The 20,217-nt window shown below is 60.8% G+C and carries 17 protein-coding genes; 3 read left to right on the top strand and 14 right to left on the bottom strand.

Annotated elements, in window-relative coordinates; genetic code table 11:
• Positions 1-2: 2 nt before the first annotated feature.
• The 14 genes from flgK to BM317_RS10625 all read right to left on the bottom strand — a co-directional run bounded on the left by flgK (position 3) and on the right by BM317_RS10625 (position 17,271).
• The gene (gene flgK, locus BM317_RS10690; protein ID WP_092167416.1) at positions 3-2,069 is read right to left on the bottom strand and encodes a flagellar hook-associated protein FlgK; all 2,067 of its coding nucleotides are present in this window, start codon (positions 2,067-2,069) and stop codon (positions 3-5) included.
• 10 nt (positions 2,070-2,079) lie between these two features.
• A complete protein-coding gene (gene flgJ, locus BM317_RS10685; RefSeq protein WP_092167414.1) occupies positions 2,080-3,384 on the bottom strand; it encodes a flagellar assembly peptidoglycan hydrolase FlgJ in 1,305 nt (434 codons plus the stop codon).
• Positions 3,385-3,394: 10 nt separating this feature from the next.
• The gene (locus BM317_RS10680; RefSeq protein ID WP_162488974.1) at positions 3,395-4,465 is read right to left on the bottom strand and encodes a flagellar basal body P-ring protein FlgI; all 1,071 of its coding nucleotides are present in this window, start codon (positions 4,463-4,465) and stop codon (positions 3,395-3,397) included.
• A gap of 45 nt (positions 4,466-4,510) precedes the next feature.
• The gene (flgH, locus tag BM317_RS10675; RefSeq protein ID WP_060738659.1) at positions 4,511-5,206 is read right to left on the bottom strand and encodes a flagellar basal body L-ring protein FlgH; all 696 of its coding nucleotides are present in this window, start codon (positions 5,204-5,206) and stop codon (positions 4,511-4,513) included.
• Positions 5,207-5,276: 70 nt separating this feature from the next.
• A complete protein-coding gene (gene flgG, locus BM317_RS10670) occupies positions 5,277-6,062 on the bottom strand; it encodes a flagellar basal-body rod protein FlgG (protein ID WP_053146447.1) in 786 nt (261 codons plus the stop codon).
• 49 nt (positions 6,063-6,111) lie between these two features.
• Entirely contained in the window at positions 6,112-6,849 is a 738-nt protein-coding gene (locus BM317_RS10665) for a flagellar basal body rod protein FlgF (protein ID WP_060738660.1), read from the bottom strand.
• A gap of 246 nt (positions 6,850-7,095) precedes the next feature.
• Positions 7,096-10,602, bottom strand: a complete 3,507-nt coding sequence (locus BM317_RS10660) for a glycosyltransferase family 2 protein (RefSeq protein ID WP_092474284.1) — start codon at positions 10,600-10,602, stop codon at positions 7,096-7,098.
• Complete coding sequence (locus BM317_RS10655; protein ID WP_060738662.1) at positions 10,599-11,351, bottom strand: class I SAM-dependent methyltransferase; 753 nt, start codon at positions 11,349-11,351, stop codon at positions 10,599-10,601. Before BM317_RS10655 ends, BM317_RS10660 begins: the two co-directional genes overlap by 4 nt.
• Positions 11,352-11,355: 4 nt before the next feature.
• A complete protein-coding gene (locus BM317_RS10650) occupies positions 11,356-12,135 on the bottom strand; it encodes a phytanoyl-CoA dioxygenase family protein (protein ID WP_060743068.1) in 780 nt (259 codons plus the stop codon).
• Positions 12,132-12,689 carry a GNAT family N-acetyltransferase gene (locus BM317_RS10645; protein WP_092167409.1) on the bottom strand — a complete coding sequence of 186 codons (558 nt, stop codon included), beginning with the start codon at positions 12,687-12,689 and terminating at the stop codon, positions 12,132-12,134. The genes BM317_RS10650 and BM317_RS10645 overlap by 4 nt, the downstream gene beginning before the upstream one ends.
• On the bottom strand, positions 12,686-13,672 hold the full coding sequence (locus BM317_RS10640) for a hypothetical protein (protein ID WP_170842296.1): 987 nt from the start codon (positions 13,670-13,672) through the stop codon (positions 12,686-12,688). The genes BM317_RS10645 and BM317_RS10640 overlap by 4 nt, the downstream gene beginning before the upstream one ends.
• Entirely contained in the window at positions 13,659-14,417 is a 759-nt protein-coding gene (locus BM317_RS10635) for a WbqC family protein (protein WP_092167404.1), read from the bottom strand. Before BM317_RS10635 ends, BM317_RS10640 begins: the two co-directional genes overlap by 14 nt.
• On the bottom strand, positions 14,414-15,532 hold the full coding sequence (gene vioA, locus BM317_RS10630) for a dTDP-4-amino-4,6-dideoxy-D-glucose aminotransferase VioA (protein ID WP_060738666.1): 1,119 nt from the start codon (positions 15,530-15,532) through the stop codon (positions 14,414-14,416). The genes BM317_RS10635 and vioA overlap by 4 nt, the downstream gene beginning before the upstream one ends.
• A 179-nt stretch (positions 15,533-15,711) precedes the next feature.
• Positions 15,712-17,271: a sigma-54-dependent transcriptional regulator gene (locus BM317_RS10625; RefSeq protein WP_060738667.1), complete on the bottom strand. Its 1,560-nt coding sequence runs from the start codon at positions 17,269-17,271 to the stop codon at positions 15,712-15,714.
• A gap of 426 nt (positions 17,272-17,697) precedes the next feature.
• On the opposite strand from BM317_RS10625, the gene phhA reads away from it, so the two are divergent.
• The 3 genes from phhA (at position 17,698) to BM317_RS10605 (ending at position 20,132) form a co-directional block, all read left to right on the top strand.
• Positions 17,698-18,483, top strand: a complete 786-nt coding sequence (gene phhA / locus BM317_RS10615; RefSeq protein ID WP_053120239.1) for a phenylalanine 4-monooxygenase — start codon at positions 17,698-17,700, stop codon at positions 18,481-18,483.
• A gap of 99 nt (positions 18,484-18,582) precedes the next feature.
• A complete protein-coding gene (locus BM317_RS10610; protein ID WP_003184087.1) occupies positions 18,583-18,939 on the top strand; it encodes a 4a-hydroxytetrahydrobiopterin dehydratase in 357 nt (118 codons plus the stop codon).
• Entirely contained in the window at positions 18,939-20,132 is a 1,194-nt protein-coding gene (locus tag BM317_RS10605; RefSeq protein WP_092474280.1) for an amino acid aminotransferase, read from the top strand. The genes BM317_RS10610 and BM317_RS10605 overlap by 1 nt, the downstream gene beginning before the upstream one ends.
• Positions 20,133-20,217 lie beyond the last annotated feature (85 nt).

Below are 20,217 nucleotides of genomic sequence, written 5' to 3'. Positions count from 1 at the left end.
CCTTAAAGGCTGTTGATCAATGTGCTGAAGATTTGCTGCGCCGCCTTGATGATCTGCGAAGACGCGGTGTAGTACTGCTGGAACTTGACCAGGTTGCCGGTTTCTTCATCCAGGTCCACACCCGACAGCGAATCGCGGGCGGTCTTGGCATTGTCCAGGATCGCCCCAGTGGCGGCGCTGTCGAGCTTGCCCTGGGCGGCCTTGGCGCCGACGCCTTCCACCAGCTTGCCGTAGGCATCGTTCAGGGAAATACCCTTGCTGGCCGAACCGGTGTCTACGGTCTTGGCGGTCTGCAAACCGGCCAGGACAGTACCGTTACGGTTGTCCAGGCTACCGGCCTGGCTGAGGCTGACATTGATCGAGGCGCCGTTGGATGGAGCACCGGCAATGGACATGTCGAACGTGACGGTGCGTTGAACCGGCGGCACAGACGAATCCATGATCGGGTTGCCACTGGCGTCCTTGAGCGGAACACTCAGGCTCAAGGTGTTGCTTTCGCCGGGCTTGATCGTGCCATTGCTGATCTGGACACCTTTGGCATCGAGCAATTGATAAGCCTGGCTGGTGCCATCGGCGGACGTCGCGCCGAACACCACCTTGACCGGCATGGAGTTCTTGATGCCGTTCTGGATGATGGTCGTGGTGGCTGCGTCGTAGATGTCCAGCTTGGTGGTCATGCTCGGCTGGCCGCTGGCCGGGATGGTCAGTGTGCCGCTGCCCCCCGGCACGATGGCGGCGCCCAACGGCGCGGCAATCGCCAGCCGCTTGGAGTCGGTCATCTCGGTCTTGATGTTGGTCGCCGCGTTGCGGGTCGGCGTGAGCTTGAACGAGTCGCCGGCGACGGCGGTGCCGTTGGCGAACGTCATCGAAAAACCGTCGATCACCGGAGGTGGCGTGGTCGCGGTGTTGAACGCGCCCATCGAGGTGCCGTCCGGCAGGCGCTGGACGGTGTAGTCCGTGCCGCTGGTGAACGTCACCTTGTAGTCGTTGGTGGTCAGTTTGCCGGAGTCTTTGATGGCGATGTTGAAGTTGCCGGAGCCGGCGCTGTTGTTCAACGACGCAACGCTGCGCTGGCTGATCTGCGTGGCGCTGTTGATGTTAGTGAACAAGTTGGAGCCGAAGGCCCCGTTCATGTCGATGCCCGAGGCCTGGACACTGTTCATCTGGTCGGCGACCACCAGGGCCACGCGCCCCAGCTCGTTCATGGCCGGGTCGAGCACGGTACTGCGGTAACGCATCAGGCCGCCGATCTCGCCGCCGGTGAGCACCGACGTCAGGTCCATGGAGCTGGAACCGCTGTTGAGCTGGATGCCCATGCGCCCCGGATCGTTCTTGTCCGGCACCGCTTCCAGGGTATTGACGATGTTGCCCATTACCAACGGCTGACCGGAACCCAGGTAGATGTCCAGGCTGCTGCCGTTCTCGACAACCTGTGTGCCGGTGAAGGTCGACAGTTGGCGAATGGTTTCGCTGCGGGCATCGAGCAGGTCGTTGGGGGCGCCACCGGCGTTGGAGACTTCGGAAATTTTCTTGTTCAACTGCGCAACGGTGGCCGCCAGGTTATTGACCTGGTCGACCATGTTCGACAGGTTGCCATTGATGTTCTGGCTCTGCTCCGTCAACTGGTTGGAAATCGAATTGAAACGGTTGCTCAAGGCCTGGGCATCGCTGAGCAGCAACTGCCGGGATGCATCATCACCCGGCTTGGCGTTGACGTTCTGCACCGAGGCAAAAAACTTGGTCAGTGCGCCGTTGAGGCCGGTGCCGCTGTCCGACAGCAGGGAGTCGAGCGGCGTGATCTGCCCTTGGTAGGCCGCCGCGTCACTGTTGAGCGACGTGGTGGTTTTCAGTTGTGCTTCAAGGAAGGCGTTATACACCCGGCGCACATCGGCCAGGGTCGTGCCGGAACCAATGAACACGTTGCCGTACTGGTTCGAGGCCTTGGTGGTCTGCACGGTCTGCTGACGCGAATACCCAGCGGTATCGACGTTGGCAATGTTGTTACCCGTGGTCACCAACGCAGTCTGGCTTGCTGACAGACCCGACATCCCTATATTGAGCAAACTCATGGTTCAGACCTTATAAAGTCGTGGTGGCGCCTGCAGAAGCGTAGTTTTGGTAACTCGTCATCTGCCGGGCTATGTTCGAAATCTTGCTGGCGTAGTGCGGGTCGGTGGCGTAACCGGCCTTCTGCAATTCGCGTACAAACTGTTCGGGGTTATCGGCCGACTTCAGCACATCTTGATAGCGGCTGTTGCTTTGCAGCAGGTTGACCAAGTCATGGAAACTGTCGCGGTACGAGGCGTAGGAACGGAACTCGGCCGTCTCCTTGACCATCGCGCCATCGCGGAATTCGCTGGTGATCGCCCGTGCCGAATCGCCCTTCCAGTTGGCGCTGGCCTTGATGCCGAACAGGTTATGGCTGCTGCTGCCATCGGGCTGGCGCATCACCGACTTGCCCCAACCGGTTTCCAGGGCAGCCTGGGCCACCAGGTAACGAGGGTCGACACCGATGCGGTCGGCAGCTTCCTTGGCCATTGGCAGCATGGCGTTGACGAATTCATCGGCATCGCGGAAGGCCTTGCGCGCCGGTGCCAGCGGTGGCTGGGCCACGGCGCGACCATAGACCTGCATGTCCCCTTTCGGCTCGGAAGCCTTGAGCGCGGCCAGCCAGTCGCCATTGGCCAGTTCGCCGGTGGTCGGCTTGATGGCGGCGATGGCGCGATCCGGCAGCAGGTTCTGCGCAGGGACATCGGCATTGGCCGAGGCCGAAGGCACCAGCCCGGCGAGCAGGCGGTCGGCCAGTTTTGGCGGAAGGGCCAGGCGACGCTGATTGAGCAATTCCATGTCGTTGCGGTGGACGCCCTCGGCGCCTTGCGGCGCACTCACGGCCCGCGAAGCCCACAACGGACGCTGGCCATTGGTACGCGACAACGGACCGTCGGTGGGCAAGGTCCCCGCCGCCACTGGCGTCGGGACCGGCGCCTTGGCGACCTTGTCCAGGGCCTCTTGCTGCTTGGCCGCCGACAACGTCGCCGCCTCACCGGGCGCCAGTGGCTTGTTCTTCGACATCTGGCGCAGCAGCACATCGGCCAGGCCGATACCGCCGCCTTCGCGGGACATGGAAACGGCCAATTGCTGGTCGTACATTTCCTGGTATTGCTTGGCTTCCGGCGTGTTCATCGGGTTGTCCTTGCCCAAGGCCTCGGTGGCCGAACGCATGGACTTGAGCATCTCGCCAAGGAACAGCGACTCGAATTCCTGCGCCACTTTACGCAGGTTGCCGTCGCTGTTCTTGTCGCCGACCTTGAGCTGGTTCAGGCGATTCAGGTCCGAGTAGGAACCCGAATCCCCGCTGATCAAAGCGCCCTTGCGCATATCCATGACTCGCCCCTCAAATCACGATCAGGTCGGCTTGCAACGCGCCGGCCTGTTTCAAGGCTTCGAGAATGGCCATCAAGTCGCCCGGCGCCGCGCCGACCTGGTTCACCGCCCGGACGATCTCATCCAGGGTCGTACCCGGGCCGAACTTGAACATCGGCTTGGCTTCCTGCTCGGCATTGACCCGCGAACGCGGGACCACGGCGGTCTGGCCGTTGGACAATGGCCCAGGCTGGCTGACGATCGGGTCTTCGGTGATGGTCACGGTCAGGCTGCCGTGGGTCACGGCGGCCGGGGAAACCTTGACGTTCTGGCCGATGACGATGGTGCCGGTACGCGAATTGATGATGACTTTCGCCACCGCCTGGCCCGGATCAACCTCGAGGTTCTCCAGGATCGACAGATAGTCGACTCGCTGGCTCGGATCCAGCGGCGCGGTGACACGGATCGACCCACCATCGATGGCCTGGGCCACACCTGGGCCGAGCATGTCGTTGATCTTGTCGACGATGCGCTTGGCGGTGGTGAAGTCGGAACGGTTGAGGTTCAATGTCAGGCTGTTGCCCTGGTTGAAACCGCTCGGCACCGCCCGTTCCACCGACGCACCTCCGGGAATGCGACCGGCCGACGGAACGTTGACGGTGATCTTCGAACCGTCGCGTCCCTCGGCATCGAAACCGCCCACCACCAGGTTGCCCTGGGCGATGGCGTAGACGTTGCCGTCGATACCCTTGAGCGGCGTCAGCAGCAACGTACCGCCACGCAGGCTCTTGGAGTTACCGATGGACGAAACGGTGATATCCACTTGTTGACCGGGCTTGGCGAACGCCGGCAGATCGGCACTGACCGACACCGCTGCAACGTTCTTCAACTGCACGTTGCCAGAGCCGGCCGGCACCTTGATGCCGAACTGCGACAGCATGTTATTGAAGGTCTGTAGGGTGAACGGGGTCTGGGTGGTCTGGTCGCCGGTGCCGTTCAGGCCCACGACCAGGCCGTAGCCGATCAACTGGTTGGAGCGCACACCGGAAATGCTGGCGATGTCCTTCAAACGCTCGGCCTGAGCGGTAAAGGCTGCGGACATCACTAGAGCACCGATCAACAGCTGCTTAAGATTCAACTGGGCCACCTAGAAAGGGAACTTCGGGCTGAGGAAGAAACGGTCGAACCAGCCTGGCTGACTCGCATCGGCAAAGGCACCGGTGCCCGAATAGGTGATGCGCGCATCGGCCACACGGGTGGACGAAACGGTGTTGTCGGTGGCGATGTCGTCGGCGCGAACCATGCCGGCGATGCGCACCAGTTCGTCACCGGTGTTGAGGGTCAGCCACTTCTCGCCGCGCACGACGATGATGCCGTTGGGCAACACATCGGCGACGGTCACGGTAATCGAGCCGGTCAGGCTGTTGCTCTGGCCGGACTTGCTGTCGCCCTTGGTGGCGCGGTCAGCGTTGTACCCGGCGTTGAGGCTCAGGTCGCCGCCACCGACCGGGTTGTTGGTGGTCAGGCTGGAGCCGAACAACGAGGTCAAGCCGACGCTGGTCTCGCTGGTCTTGTCGATCTGCGAGTTGGCGTTCTTGCTGGCCTGAGTGCGCTCGTTCAGGGTGATGGTGATGATGTCACCGACCCGGAAGGCCTTGCGGTCGCTGTACAGGTTCTGCTCGAAGCCGGCCTGGTAGATCGAGCCATTGTTGGCGGCAGCCGGCAACGGCGTGCGCGGCAACACCGGAGCGTAATACGGGTCATTGGGCCTGGGTGTCGGCGCGACACAGCCCGCGAGTGCGGTGATGCCACTCAGTGCCAGAACAGATACGAAGCGTTTCATGACCCTACCTCTTGGTGTTGCAGGCGACCCTGGGGCCGCCCTGTCTACGTAATGACGGGCGTTGTGACGATTACAGATTCTGCGTAACGAACGAGAGCATCTGGTCGGCGGTGGAGATCACCTTGGAGTTCATCTCGTAGGCACGCTGGGTGGTGATCATGTTGACCATTTCCTCGACGGTGCTCACGTTGGAGGTTTCCAGGGTGTTCTGCAGCGTGGTGCCGAAACCGTTCAGGCCCGGGGTGCCGACTTGCGGCGCGCCACTGGCAGCGGTTTCCAGGAACAGGTTGTTGCCCACCGCTTGCAGGCCGGCCGGATTGATGAAGTCGGCGGTCTGCAGGTTACCGATCACCTGGGCGGCCGGGTTGCCCGCCACGGTGATGGACACGGTGCCGTCACGGCCCACGGTAAAGGTCTGCGCATCGTTCGGAATGATGATCGCCGGCTCCAGGGCGAACCCGCTGGCGTTGACGATCTGGCCGTTGGAGTCGAGGTGGAACGTACCGTCACGGGTGTAGGACGTGGTGCCGTCCGGCTGCAGGATCTGGAAGAAACCGCGACCGTCGATGGCCATGTCCAGCGGCTGCTCGGTGGTCTGCAGGCTGCCGGCGTTGAAGTTCTTCTGGGTGCCGACAATGCGTACACCGGTACCCACTTGCAGGCCCGACGGCAATTCGCTGTCCTGGGTCGACTGGGCGCCAGGCTGGCGCTTTACCTGATACAGCAGGTCCTGGAACTCGGCGCGGTCACGTTTGAAACCCGTGGTCGAAACGTTCGCCAGGTTGTTGGAAATGGTCGTCAGGTTGGTGTCCTGGGCGGACAGACCTGTTTTGGCAACCCATAGAGCCGGAAGCATTCGATTCTCCTCGTACGCCTGTTTTTCGGCGCAGCGCTGTAATTAATGATTAGATCTGCAAGACCCGAGCCATGGCTTCATCGCCTTCTTTGGCGGTGTTCATCATCTTGACGTGGAGCTCGAACTGCTTGGCCAAAGCCAGCACCGAAGTCATTTCATCCACGGCATTGACGTTGCTCGCCTCCTGGAAACCCGACACCAACTGCACGTTGGCATCGATGGGCGCCGGCTGGCCGTCCTTGGTACGGATCGAGCCATCCAGGCCCTTGGTCATGTTCTTGAGGTCCGGGTTGACCAGCTTGATGCGGTCCACTTCAGCCATCACCCGCGGGCCTTCACCCATGGCGCGAATGCTGATGGTGCCGTCCTGGCCGATTTCGATTTTCTGTTCCGGCGGCACGGCGATCGGACCGCCGTTGCCCATCACCGGCATGCCGTTGCCGGCCCGCAGTACGCCCAAGGCATCGACATTGAGGCTGCCGGTGCGCACGTAGCTTTCACCGCCGTCGGGGTTCTGCACGGCCATCCAGCCCGGCCCGCTCACCGCGACGTCGAGGTCACGACCGGTTTCCACCAGCGCGCCCGGGGTGAAGTCAGTAGCGGGACGCTCGGACAGGGCAAAGGCCCGCGCCGGAAAGCTGTCGCCGAACACCGGCATCGAGCGCGCCTGCTCCAGGTCTTTCTGAAAACCATTGGTGGAGATGTTCGCCAGGTTGTTGGCATGGGCCCGTTGCGCCAGGGCGTTCTGGCTGGCGCCGGTCATTGCCACATAAAGGTACTTGTCCACTGTCGTTCCTCTGCATGCCGGACGTTTGCCGTCCACTGCTGTGTTGCACAGCCTCAAGCAATTTGCAGACCAACTTCCCCTAGATGCCACGCAGGCCTGTAAACAAAGGGCTTGAGGGGGTTGGTGGGCTTGTGGAGATGTATCGAAGACGAAAAACCGGCGCAGTTATGCCGGTAAGTGGCAAGTGTCGACCCTTACCCCCCAGGGGCGGCTGGGTGCACTCCCCTGCCGCCTCTGAGGTCTGCGTCAGTCAGGCATCCACCCCTTGATCCATTGCGCCGCATAGGCATCGTCGAAGACCCAGTTGTCCAGCACTTGCTCGCGCAGTCGCGCGGCTTGGCGCCGTGAGGCTTGCCGGTCAGCCAAGTGATCACGAATTGCCTCCAGCCATTGCTCCCGGCTGTCAGCCACGCGCGTGATGGCGAGATCACCCGGGTAATCGGCGGTATCGCTGCCGATCACGCTGTAGCCGCAAGCGCCATACTGCAGATGATCCAGCGAACTTGCGCCTTCGCCTGCCTGGCCGAAGCCCCGAGGCGCGAGGACAATATCCAGATTGAGGCTTGCCATGACATCGGGATTGTCGTGAACGTCATCATGAACCTCGCTGGCGAGCGGTCGCAGATACGCTGGCACATCACCCCACAGTACCCACTCCACCTGACCGGCCAGCGCTTGCATCAGCTCGATGATCAACGGCTGAACGAAGGGCTGCGCCGGGTCGATATCGCAGCCTATGCGAGGAATGTCAAACGTCTGGCGCACATTGGGGAGGTTGCGCCATCTGCTATCCAGACGCGTTTCAAGGACGCGAATATCGCGGTGCAGTCCGGCACAGGCTTGAGCCATCGCAGGCGTCGCCACAATGATGCGGTCGACCAGGCTTGCCGCTTGTTGCAGTGAAGTCGCCCACCCAGGGATCGCTGGCGTCAATGCATCCAACTCAAGGACCTTGAAGGCTTTTGAGAGGGTATTGATGCGCTGCATCTGCTCCAGACGCAGCGGGTCGGCCTGATGCTGGAAGACAATGATATCGGGGTTGTAGCGCGCAAGCGTCGTTGCCGGTAACAGGCTACTGCTGATGCAACCTTCGATTTTGCCGCAGTCACGCAAAGCAGTGAACGGCTCGACAACTCGCAGATTGGCGGCTTTTGCCGACTTCGCAGGATGTACCAGCACTACCGGAAGCGGTCGCCAGGACAGCGGGCGCCAGGTCAACTCGTTGATAGCTTCCAGTTCGAAGCCGGAACCGCGCAACGACAGGTTGCTGTTGTAGGCGGGATCATTGGCCAAGACGCTCAACCATTTGCTCAAGGCCTGCTCTTGTTCCATGGCGAAGCGTTGCTGGTTGAGTGGGTCCTTGCCGACGCTTGACCAGGTCGCCTCACCCTCATGCAAGAGCACGGCATGGGGTGTCCAGACATTCAGGTAGCCAAGGTTCGCCACCTTCAGGCACAGGTCCAGATCGTTGCAGGTGACTTGGAACTGCGCGTCGTCCATACCACCAGCTTCCAGATAGATCGCTGTGCGGATCATCAGGCAGGCCGCACTGACCGCACTGCTGTTCTGGTCGACCAACAGGCGCTGCATGTAACCGCCGCCGTTGGCAGCCTGATCGATGAAAGGGCTGCCGGCGGGGCCGCGCAGGCCAGTGATCAGGCCTGCATGCTTCACGGTGCCCGCCGGAGTAATCAGCTTGGCGCCGACGACCCCAACTTCCGGGCGCAAGGCGTGATTGAGCAACTCGTCCAACCAATCTTCGCGAATGATTGCCGTATCGTTGTTCAACAACACCAGGTACTCGCCGCGCGCACGGCTGGCCGCCAAATTGTTCATAGCGCTGAAGTTGAACGCAGAGGAGAAGCGGATGACATGGATCTTGTCACCGCCAATCGACTCCATCTCGCTCAGCCAGGTGAGCGCCTCTTCGGTCTCGCTGCCATTGTCGATCAGAATGATCTCGAAATAGGGGTAGCGGGTCTTCGACAACAGGCTGTCCACGCAGCGCTGCAAGAGTGGCAACTGGTCCCGGGTAGGAATCAGGATCGACACCAAGGGCTGCTGATCATGACCGTACTTGATGTGGTAATGGCGGGTCGGTTCCTGCAGGACCCTGGCGTTCGCGTAGCCGCGATTGTCCAGGTGCCGTTGCAGGGCAAGGCGCTCATCCGGGTTATCGACAAGGAGGGGTGTGTTGCTTGCCACAAGCGGTTCGCTCAAGTGGGCAATGCCGTTCATGCTACCGCTTTCGATCAGTCGCAGGATCAAGTCCAATTCAAGTGCTGCGGGCACTTGCGGGTCGTAACCGCCAACCTCCAGCGCCAGCCCGCGACGGATCAGCCAATGGCTGGCCATGGCCAATGGCAGGCTCAAGAGGTAGTCGAGGTTGATATCAGGTCGAAAAATCGCTTGAGCACCATTCTCCGAGCGATACATGCCATCGCAATAGATCATTCGGCAGCCATCGGCACCCGGTAGCTCCAGATCGAGCATCAACGTGCCGGCGGGCAGGACCTCATCGCCAGCCGTCAGCAGCATGATCCAGTCGCTGTCGTCTGCCTGCAGAATCTCGTTCAGTTCGAAGGCCCCCGGGTTGACACATGTCAGCCAGTGCAGGCTGTCGGGCAGATTGACAGGCGATGGCGAGGTGCTCAGGACCACCATGCGCAAGCTGATCGATGAGCGTGATCGCCACAACGCAAGACTTTCCAGGGTATCGCTCAAGGCATTGAAATCGCCCAGGGGATCGCGCACCAACAGCGTCAGGCTGGTTTGTCCGCTGAGTTGTTGACGACGCTTGTCGACAAGTTGCTGCTGGATCGGCGTCAGTACGCGGTTACGCAGCCAGTCCTTGACGGAAGGTACGCGGACATCAATGGCATGCTGGATGGCAGCTTGCTGAGTGATATCGATGAAACGCTCCAACTGAGGCCAAAAGGCCTTTTCAAGGTCCAGCCAGCGCCTGCGCGCCTGCATCACGGTTGCGCGGGCGCGCTCCAGTCCGCCCACCTCGCCATAGAGCGCCGAGCCCGCATCACCAAACTGCTCGACGAAAGGCTGGGTCTTGACGTGACCGCCGGGCATGTAGATAACCGGGCAGCCACAGAGCATGGCTTCGGTGCACGTCGCTGAGATCTCGTAACTGTAAAGCGTTGAAGCGGTTCGGAAAATCTGCGCCAGCTCGGCCAGGGTCTTGGGGTTGGCCATGCTCAGGACTTCGATATCGTCCGGCAGCAGCGAATAGTCGACCTTGGTCTTGTCGAAGCGGTGCAGATACAGGTAGTTGCCACTACGCTGCACCGGCTCGGTTGGCGGCGAAAACAACTCCGAGTCGATGACGGGCAACAGGAGCAAGTTGCTGCTCTGGCCGTCACCGCCAAAATCCTGGGTGTAATAAAAGAACAGGTCTGACTTCTGCACGCTGATCGCACGGCCGGTGAGAAAGCCTTCGCGATTGAGGAGATAACGCGCCACGATTGGAGCGCCAACCGGGTTGCCGTCCATCACTTCGGGATAGACCGCAATCGGCGCCAAGCCGATTGACCGATGGTGCCGCCGCACTTCATCGGTCAGGATCGGCGTGCGCAGTTTCGGGTTGACCTGGCATGGGGTGACATAGGCCTCGTAGCCGGACAGGTTCAGGACGTGGCACAGGTAGTGCAGCACGCATACCCCCGAAGAGGTCTCCCGATAGTTAGGGGCACCAATGTAGTAAGGGTGACGCGGCTTGCCATGCACGGATGGGGTGATCATATGGTTGCCTTGGGGCTGGAGGGCTGCTCACAAATGACGAAGACACTGGCGCACAGGTCTGGATAGACCATCCCCAGCGCATGGCAGGCATCCATGAAGCGATCATCGATCAATTGGGTTTCCAGGGCCTTGTCCAGCTGGAAGTTGGCCAATGGCTTGAAGAACACCCCGCCACGGTGACTCACTTGCCAACCGGCGCTGCGTACTTCGTGATCGAGGGTGTCGAGGGTGTAGGTGATCCGGTGGCCATGCAGCCGCTCGCCTTCGGTCACGGCACTGTTGTGTTCGATCAAGCCCATCTTGACGGCGATCTGCCGCGAAGGGGCATTGGCGTTCGGTACGGCGATGAACAGGCGACCGCCGGGAGCGAGCCAGTTCCGCACGCGCTTGAGCACCGCCTGGCGGTCGTCGAGGTGCTCCAGGGTGTGGATCAGGAAAATGTTATCGAAGCGCGGCTCCAGCTCGGCCTCTTCAAAGGTACTGCAGACGAACTTGACGCCTGAGCCGACCTTTTTCCGGGTGACGTCAATCAGGTCGCTGGCCGCCTCGATGACCGTCAGGTCGGCAAAGCGCTCTGCGAACAGTGTCGTAAAAGCCCCCTCGAAGCAGCCCATTTCCAGGGTCGGTCCCTCCGCCAGCCAGGGGCCGAAGCTGTCCAGCATGTAGCGTCGCAGGCGCGCATCGAAGTCGTAGAAGTAGCTGCGATGAGCGTTATCCTGAAACTCTTTGTTGTAATCACGTACGGACATGGCGTTATTCCTGGCTTTTCCTGTAGAAACGATGTTCTTCAGGTTGGTACCACTCATGGAGGGTCGAGGGAGTACGGGCATACCACCCCAGCAGTTGTTGCATGCTCGGTGTTTGCGAGCGGCAGAAGTCTTCGCCCAAAGCTCGGCAATAATCGAACTGCGGTTTGAAATAGCTTCGCGTGAAGGTCAATGTCAGGCAGCGTCGTGGCTGGTCGGTACGATTGACGCCGGCGGCATGCCAGATACGTGAGTCGAACAAGTAGATCGAACCGGCGCTGCCCAAGGCCTTGCGGGCCTGAGCCTCGAATACCTGAGGGTCGGGTTTTTCAGGAGCGGAGTGCGAGCCTGGCAGAAACAGGGTTGCGCCGTTGTCGATGGTGAAGTCGTCGAGCAATACCAGCGCCTGGGCCATCTGCATGGACTCGGCTGACCAGGAACGCACGTCCCGGTGCACGTTACGCACGTAGGCATCAGTGCTGTTCAGGTTGTTCAGGCCGCCGAACGAATTGAGAATCGCAGCACCGCCCAGCATATGCCGCAGGACGTCGACGATCCCCCATTCGGCGAATCGATCGAGCAATTCGACGAAACGGGTGTCTGGCGCAAGTATATGGTGCGCGGTCTGCTCGGTTCGCTGAGTGATACCGTTCTCCAGTTGTACCCGACGGCAACGGTCTATGGCACACGCCAGGTCTTCACGCAGCTGGTCAAGCAACGGATCGGTAATCAGCGAGGGCAGGCAGACGTAGCCGTTCGCTTGCAGCTCCTGCAAGATCGGATTCACAGGCTGTCCCCCCGCGCAGCTTGCCATGCGCGATACTCCTCGGCGCTCACGCCAAGCATGATGCGATCCCAACGCTGGCCCTTGCGGTAGTACCACTGGCGCTGTACGCCCTCGATGACCCAAGGGGTCTTGCGCGTGTAGGTCGCCAGCGACGCTGCGTTGTACTCGATGATGGTGGTCGAGAGACGACTCAGGCCCAGTTCGTCGAAGGCATAGCGCATCACCGTGGCGATCACGTCGGTGCCGTGGCCTTGGCCGCGCAGGGAGGGATCACCGATCATCATGCCGTGTTCGGCTGTGCGGTTTTTCCAGTCGATACCGACCAGGTTCGCCGTACCGATCAGGCCATGGCCCGGGACCTCTATACCGAAGCGCTGGTTGAGCGAGTCGTTCTTGAGACCCAGCAGCCAGTCCCGTTGTGCTTCCCGCGATGTGGGGAAATGCCAGCCACCCAGCAGACTCCAGAGGGCTTCGTCGTTGGACCACTGATGCAACAGCGGCAAGTCCTCGAGCTCCAGCGCCCTGAGCAGGATGCGTTGACCTAGAATGCTCATGATTTCCCCGTGTTCTGAAGGATGGCGTCGGCGAGACGATTCATGTCATCGACGTTGTATCGCTGGTCGATCGGCAGCGGCAGCAAGCACTGTGCCCAATCCTTTTCTATGGGCGGCGCCGTTGGGCTGCTCAGCACTTCACGCCAATAGCTGGGTACATAGATGTGTTGGTCCAGCAGTTGAGCGTGTAGCCGGAGCGCCGTCTCGGCGGACTTGACCAGCAGCGGGTAACACAATGCAGCAACGGGCTGCGCGGGCCAGACGGCAAAGCGGTTGAGGTGGTCCAGGCGCCCGCGCAAATGCGCCAGGTTGTCTATCCTGCGCCTGGCAACTTCGTGGTAATCGATACTGTCGAGCAGGCGCGCGGTACTGGCGGCCATGGCCTTGATGCCATCGCTCTCCAATGCCTGTTCCAATGCCTGGAAGCTTGCATAGTGATGTTGCGGAGGGTCTTCAAGACGCCCCAGCAGCGCGGCAAAACGCCCCTGCGAGCGACTGGTCGGCGCTTGCGGCAGATCAGCGGGCGCATTGGCCAGCCAGCCACCATCGGCAACGCCGACGAACTTACGGGGTGAATACAGGGTTGCAATCCCAGGCTGCGGCCGGGAAAACAGCGCTTGGGAATTATCCACGATCAATTGCTCGCCGTAGCGAACAGCGAGTACTTGGCCGATGTAGTCGGCCTTGAGTCCAAAGTAATCGACGAACAGCAATGCTTCATCGGCTTGCAGGGCAGGGAAGTCCGGCAGCTCAAGCCGTTCGGTCAATGCATAGCGCAACACCTCGATGCCGGATCCGCGCAGCACGTCCTGCATGACATCGCAGATGTAAAAAGGCAAATGAACCCGGCGCAGGCTGCGCGCCATTACCAGAGCCTTGAAGGCCGAGCGGGCCGAGTTGAAGGCAACGGCCTGCGGGTAAGGATTATGTCCTTTACGCAGTTCCAGTTCGAAATAACCGCCGATGGCTTCAGGCACGGACAATTTCTCCACCTTTTGCCCAGGCCCCCACGGTCTGCGCGTCGTTGTACATCAAGACGTCGAGAATCGACAGGCCGGGCACGAAGGGTTGTTCACGCCCTCCCTGCCGGTAGTCGGGCAAGGTCGCCTTGAGCAACTCAAGGGTAATACCAACCTGTTGGAATACCTCGGCCTGGTAGAGGTGACCGCCATTGACAGGATTGAGGTAGTGAGTGCCGGCGCAGGCCTGGACCACTTCGAGTACCCGATCCTGGGCTTTGCTGTCCGCGCAAATCGACAGATCGCTGGAGCGCATGATCGGTGTTTGCAACCCTATCAGCGCGCAGCAGGCTCGCAGGATTCGTTCGTTGAGCTCGGCAATGCTCGAAGCCGGTTCGACCAGCAGCGCTTCCAGCCACGCCAGCAGGTACGGAGCGTGGGGCGCGCGGCGATAGGCGAAACTCAGCTTGTTGAGGATATCGCCAGGATCGAACGTCTCGGCAATACGTTTTTCCATGATCTGCTGAGTGTGACTGCCCTTGCTCAGTGGTACACGGAACCACTTCGGCTCCTGCTCCAGCAGATAACGGTTGCGTTCGATCCAGCCGTTCTTGATGAACTGCACATTGTCGTAGATGACAAAACAGTCGACAGCGGCGATCAGCTGGAAATAACCCAGGTATGGCAGGAAATAAGGTTGCATGAGCGCAACCCGGTACTGCTCGTCAGCTGCCGGGGCGCACTTCTTCGAGGTATTGGCCTGGCTCATGCCACCCGGGCCCTGAGCAGTACCTCGATGATTCGCGCCTGGGTCTGCGGATCGAGATCCGGATAGATCGGCAGGCAAAGTACCTGGCGGGACACGTTGTAGGCATTGCCCAATTGGGAGAGGTCCGAACTGGGAAGACCGCGATACATTGGAAACTCGCATATCAGCGGGTAGAAATACCGGCGCACGAGAATGTTTTCTGCGCGATAGCGGTCGTACAGCTCATCCCGACTCACCCCGAACCGCTCACCATCGACCAGGATCGGACAATAAGCGAAATTCCAGTCCAGCCCCTGCGGTTGCTCCAGCAGGCTGATACCGGGAATGCCCTCCAGGGCGCTCCGATAATACTCAAACACCTTTTGCCGACGGTTCAGGGCCTCATCGATGTAGCGTAACTGCAGCACTCCGAACGCCGCCTGCAGTTCGTTCATCTTCCCGTTGATACCGGGAGCCATGACCGTGACTTCATCGGCGAAACCGAAATTCTTCAGGTAATCGATACGCTGCTTGATTTTTTCGTCACGGCAGATGATGGCGCCGCCTTCGAATGTATTGAAGACCTTAGTGGCGTGGAAGCTGAGGATCGACAGGTCGCCGTTGTTGAGAACGCTTGCGCCGTTATGCCGGACCCCGAAGGCATGTGCGGCGTCATAGATAACCTTGAGTCCGTAGGTATCGGCGACGGCCTGGATGCCCTCGACATCACAGGGAATGCCATAGCAATGGACCGGAAGAATCGCCGATGTCGCCGGAGTGATGGCCTCGGCGATACGCCGTGGATCGAGGTTCTTGGTCACTGGGTCGATGTCCACGAACACTGGCTTGAGGTTGTTCCACAGCAGCGAGTGGGAGGTGGCCACGAACGAATAAGGCGTCGTGATGACTTCACCCGTAATGCGCAAGGCCTGGAGCGCGGTCACCAAAGCCAGGGTACCGTTGGAAAACAGCGACAGATGCTCGACCCCGAGGTATTCGGCCAACTCCTGTTCCAGTTGTTGGTGGAAGGGTCCGCCATTGGTCAGGCGCTTACTGTCCCAGATTCGCTGCAGGTAAGGCGTGAACTCTTCCAGAGGAGGTAGCAGCGGGCTGGTAACGGTAATGGAATCGGCCATGGGTACACTACTCGGGTGACTGAAAAATGGCACACGGCTCGGGAGCTCCTCTGACGCGGCGTTGCATCGCGGTCTATATCGGCGGGCTGCAACGCCATGAAACCGACAGCTGACTCTTGATGTGGAGGTACCCCAGCAAAAAATCGGCCAACTCCCGGTGACCCCGATAATCGGTTGCCTTACGGTGCGTCTTTACCGACCTCATACTCACGCAACTTGTTGGCGATAGTTGTATGGGAGACCCCCAACCGCTTGCCCAATTGCCGGCTGCTCGGGTGCTCGGAATACAGGCGCTCCAGCACGGCTTTCTCGAAACGCCCAACGATCTCGTCCAACCCGCCTTCAAGGGAAAAATCGCCAAGGGGCTGGCGCACGCCGTAGTCCGGCAGGCGGATGTGCTCAGCCTTCACCTTCCCGCCGTCGCACAGGGAAACAGCCTGGAACAGCACGTTTTCCAGCTGTCGGACATTGCCCGGCCAATGGTAGTGACTGAGGCGGTCCATCGCCGCCGGGGCCAGCTTGGGCAGTGCACAACCGATCTGGCGGCTGGCCTGGTCGAGGAAATGTTCCACCAGCGGCTCCAGGCCATCGAGGCATTCGCGCAGGGGTGGGATGTGCAAGGAAAGCACGTTCAAGCGGTGGTACAAATCCTGACGGAATTCGCCCCGGGCACAGAGTTCGGACAAGTCGACCTGGGTGGCGCAGATCACCCTGACGTCCAGGTACACCTCTTCATCGCTGCCGACACGACGGAAGCAACCGTCCTGCAGGAAGCGCAGCAATTTCACTTGCAGGCGCGGGCTCATCTCCCCGACCCCATCGAGGAACAGCGTTCCCCCCGCGGTCAGCTCCAGCAGGCCGAGCTTGCCTTCGGCCCGGGCGCCTTCGAAGGCCCCCGGCCCGTAGCCAAACAGTTCGGTCTCGGCCATGGACTCGGGCAGCCCGGCGCAGTTGAGTGCCATCAATGGCGATTGCCCGCGCGGGCTCGCCAGGTGACAAGCGCGGGCCAGCAATTCCTTGCCTGTGCCGGTTTCGCCTTCTATCAATAGCGGCGCGTCCAGCGGGGCCATGCGCCGGGCCTCACGGACCACCGCCGCCATCACTTTCGAACTCTGGAAAATACTGTCGAAGCCGCGCAACTCCTGCTTGCGCACGTTATAGATCCGCTCGCCCACCCGATCGGCCCGGTGCAGCGTCAGCACCGCACCGGCCATGGCCTCGCTGTCGTCGTGTTCCGATTGCAGTGGCGCGATGTCCGCCAGGAACACATCGCCCTTGACCTTGACCCGCAGGCCATTGATACGCGACTGGTTGGCGCGCACCAGTTCCGGCAAGTCGAAATCCTCGGCGTAGCGGGACAGGGGGATGCCCGGCACCTCGTCGACACGCACCCCGAGCAACTGCGCCGCCGCCCGGTTGGCCGCGACGATAGAGCCACCCATATCGATGGACAGCACCGGAAACTCCAAGGCGCCGAGCAAGGCGTTGAGTTCCATGTGCCGACGCTCGCTGGGCATCAGTCCTACGCGCTTGACGCCAAACACCCCGGCGATGCCTTCGAATTTCGGACGCAGCGCCTGGAACTGGATGTTGATCAGGTTTGGGCAGTGCAGGTAGATCGCGTTGCCATGCTCACCACCGACCTCCCCTCGGGCAACGTTGATGCCGTACTCCACCAACAAGTTGAGGATGTCTCGCAGGATGCCGATGCGGTTCTGGCAGTGGACTTTGATGCGCATGGAAAGGCCCGGGTGCGTATGAGATAGAAAAAGCGCGCCATGTAGGAGCTGCCGAGCGAAGCGAGGTTGCGATCTTTCACCTGCCGCTTGAATCTCAAGCGAAAGATCAAAAGATCGCAGCCTTCGGCAGCTCCCACGACACGCCCCAGCGGGAGTAAGCTCCCTCGCCATAGAGGTTTTCGGCGTGGCGAGGTAAATAATCGTCAAGATTATGTGACAGATGTAGGCAGTTTCCCACCTGAAAGTCCCGGAAAGATCGTAGCGCCAGCCAATTCGTAACGAAAACTTTACGAATCAACCCGTCGTTCGCCCAATCCATCCTCGCCAAGCCGATGCGCACACCGCTGCTTCGCGTTATCTCTATTGCATCGCTGGACATAACAACAAACACATCATCCCCCCGAGGGAAATCAGCAGGAGAGCAGCATGAAGCAGACGCAGTACGTGGCTCGCGAGCCCGATGCGCAAGGTTTTATCCACTACACCGCTGAAGAACACGCGGTGTGGAACACGCTGATCACCCGCCAGTTGAAAGTCATCGAAGGCCGTGCGTGCCAGGAATACCTGGATGGCATCGACAAGCTGGGCCTGCCCCACGACCGTATCCCGCAACTGGACGAAATCAACAAGGTGCTGGGCGAGACCACGGGCTGGCAAGTCGCCCGGGTGCCGGCGCTGATTCCCTTCCAGACCTTCTTCGAATTGCTCGCCAGCAAACAGTTTCCTGTGGCGACCTTTATTCGCACCCGGGAAGAGCTGGATTACCTGCAGGAGCCGGATATTTTCCACGAGATCTTCGGCCACTGCCCGCTGCTGACCAACCCTTGGTTTGCGGAATTTACCCACACCTACGGCAAACTCGGCCTGCAGGCGTCCAAGGAAGAACGGGTTTACCTGGCGCGCCTGTACTGGATGACCATCGAGTTCGGCCTGGTGCAGACCCCGCAGGGCCGGCGCATCTATGGCGGCGGCATCCTGTCTTCGCCCAAGGAAACCGTGTACTGCCTGTCGGACGAGCCGGAACACCAGGCCTTCGATCCGCTGGAAGCCATGCGCACCCCGTATCGCATCGACATCCTGCAACCGGTGTATTTCGTGCTGCCCGAACTCAAGCGTCTGTTCGACCTGGCTCACGAAGACATCATGGGCATGGTCAAGCGCGGTCGGGAGCTGGGCTTGCATGCCCCGAAATTCCCACCAAAAGCGGCGTGAACCGCCTCTTTTAATCCCAATTGAGTCTGTTGCACGACGCCGCTTTGCTTTAGCGTGGGTGCATCGACGCTTTCCAAATATTCGATTCAGGAACACACCATGAACACTCTGAACCAAGCCCATTGCGAAGCCTGCCGCGCCGATGCCCCGCAAGTCAGCGACGAAGAACTGCCGGTGCTGATCAAGCAGATCCCCGACTGGAACATCGAAGTGCGCGACGGCGTCATGCAGCTGGAAAAAGTCTTCCTGTTCAAGAACTTCAAGCACGCCCTGGCGTTCACCAACGCCGTCGGCGAGATCTCCGAGGCCGAAGGCCACCACCCCGGCCTGCTCACCGAATGGGGCAAAGTCACCGTGACCTGGTGGAGCCACTCCATCAAGGGCCTGCACCGCAACGACTTCATCATGGCCGCCCGCACCGATGATGTGGCCAAGACCGCCGAGGGCCGCAAGTAATGCATTTCGATGCCATCGGCCGGGTACCCGGCGACCCGATCCTCGGCCTGATGGAGGCCTACGGGGCGGACAGCAACCCGAGCAAGTTCGACCTGGGCGTGGGTGTCTACAAGGACGCCCAGGGCCTGACGCCGATTCTTGAGTCGGTGAAACGGGCCGAGCAGCGACTGGTGGATCGCCAGACCACCAAGACCTACATCGGTGGTCATGGTGACGCCGCGTTCGGCCAACTGATCAATGAGCTGGTACTGGGCGCCGACTCGCCGCTGATCGCAGCAAAACGCGCGGGCGCCACCCAGACACCGGGCGGTACCGGTGCCCTGCGCCTGAGCGCCGACTTCATCGCCCAGTGCCTGCCGGGCCGTGGTGTATGGCTGAGCAACCCGACCTGGCCGATCCACGAAACCATTTTCGCCGCGGCGGGGGTCAAGGCCAGCCACTACCCTTACGTGGGCGTCGATAACCGCCTGGATTTCGAGGCGATGCTGGCGACCTTGAACCAGGCACCCAAAGGCGATGTGGTGCTACTGCACGCCTGCTGCCACAACCCCACCGGGTTCGACCTGTCCCATGAGCAATGGCGCCAGGTGCTGGAGGTGGTGCGCGACCGCGACCTGCTGCCGCTGATCGACTTCGCCTACCAGGGCTTCGGCGATGGCTTGGAGCAGGACGCCTGGGCGGTCCGGTTGTTTGCCCAGGCCCTGCCGGAGGTGCTGGTCACCAGTTCCTGTTCGAAGAACTTCGGCCTGTACCGCGACCGTACCGGTGCGTTGATCGTCTGCGCCCGGGATGGCGAGAAACTGGTGGACATCCGCAGCCAACTGGCAAACATCGCTCGCAACCTCTGGTCGACACCGCCGGACCATGGCGCGGCCGTCGTGGCGACCATCCTCGGCGACCCGGAACTCAAAAGCCTGTGGGCCGATGAAGTCCAGGCCATGCGCCTGCGCATCGCGCAATTGCGCAGCGGTTTGCTGGAAGCCCTCGAATCCCATGGCTTGCGCGAGCGCTTCGCCCATATCGGCGTGCAACGCGGGATGTTTTCCTACACTGGCCTGACGCCGGAACAGGTCAAGCACCTGCGCGAGCGCCACAGTGTCTACATGGTCGGCACCGGCCGGGCCAACGTGGCCGGCATCGACGCCACGCGCCTGGACCTGCTGGCCGAGGCGATTGCTGACGCGTGCAGATAACCAGCCTTTAAATAGCTGAATAGATCCCCTTGTGGCGAGGGGATTTATCCCCGCTGGGCTGCACAGCAGCCCTAGATCAGACACC

The sequence above is a fragment of the Pseudomonas sp. NFACC24-1 genome (assembly GCF_900115235.1).
GTDB lineage: Bacteria > Pseudomonadota > Gammaproteobacteria > Pseudomonadales > Pseudomonadaceae > Aquipseudomonas > Aquipseudomonas fluorescens_AA.
The sequence above is the reverse complement of the archived record's forward strand: the minus strand, read 5'-3'. Positions and strand labels throughout refer to the sequence as shown.

Coding starts and splice junctions, on each gene's coding strand:
- BM317_RS10635 (WP_092167404.1), bottom strand. CDS start 14,417: ATGAGCCAGGCCAATACCTCGAAGAAGTGCGCCCCGGCAGCTGACGAG.
- flgK (WP_092167416.1), bottom strand. CDS start 2,069: ATGAGTTTGCTCAATATAGGGATGTCGGGTCTGTCAGCAAGCCAGACT.
- flgJ (WP_092167414.1), bottom strand. CDS start 3,384: ATGGATATGCGCAAGGGCGCTTTGATCAGCGGGGATTCGGGTTCCTAC.
- BM317_RS10660 (WP_092474284.1), bottom strand. CDS start 10,602: ATGATCACCCCATCCGTGCATGGCAAGCCGCGTCACCCTTACTACATT.
- flgG (WP_053146447.1), bottom strand. CDS start 6,062: ATGCTTCCGGCTCTATGGGTTGCCAAAACAGGTCTGTCCGCCCAGGAC.
- BM317_RS10655 (WP_060738662.1), bottom strand. CDS start 11,351: ATGTCCGTACGTGATTACAACAAAGAGTTTCAGGATAACGCTCATCGC.
- BM317_RS10610 (WP_003184087.1), top strand. CDS start 18,583: ATGAACACTCTGAACCAAGCCCATTGCGAAGCCTGCCGCGCCGATGCC.
- BM317_RS10680 (WP_162488974.1), bottom strand. CDS start 4,465: ATGTCCGCAGCCTTTACCGCTCAGGCCGAGCGTTTGAAGGACATCGCC.
- vioA (WP_060738666.1), bottom strand. CDS start 15,532: ATGGCCGATTCCATTACCGTTACCAGCCCGCTGCTACCTCCTCTGGAA.
- phhA (WP_053120239.1), top strand. CDS start 17,698: ATGAAGCAGACGCAGTACGTGGCTCGCGAGCCCGATGCGCAAGGTTTT.
- flgH (WP_060738659.1), bottom strand. CDS start 5,206: ATGAAACGCTTCGTATCTGTTCTGGCACTGAGTGGCATCACCGCACTC.
- BM317_RS10605 (WP_092474280.1), top strand. CDS start 18,939: ATGCATTTCGATGCCATCGGCCGGGTACCCGGCGACCCGATCCTCGGC.
- BM317_RS10645 (WP_092167409.1), bottom strand. CDS start 12,689: ATGAGCATTCTAGGTCAACGCATCCTGCTCAGGGCGCTGGAGCTCGAG.
- BM317_RS10625 (WP_060738667.1), bottom strand. CDS start 17,271: ATGCGCATCAAAGTCCACTGCCAGAACCGCATCGGCATCCTGCGAGAC.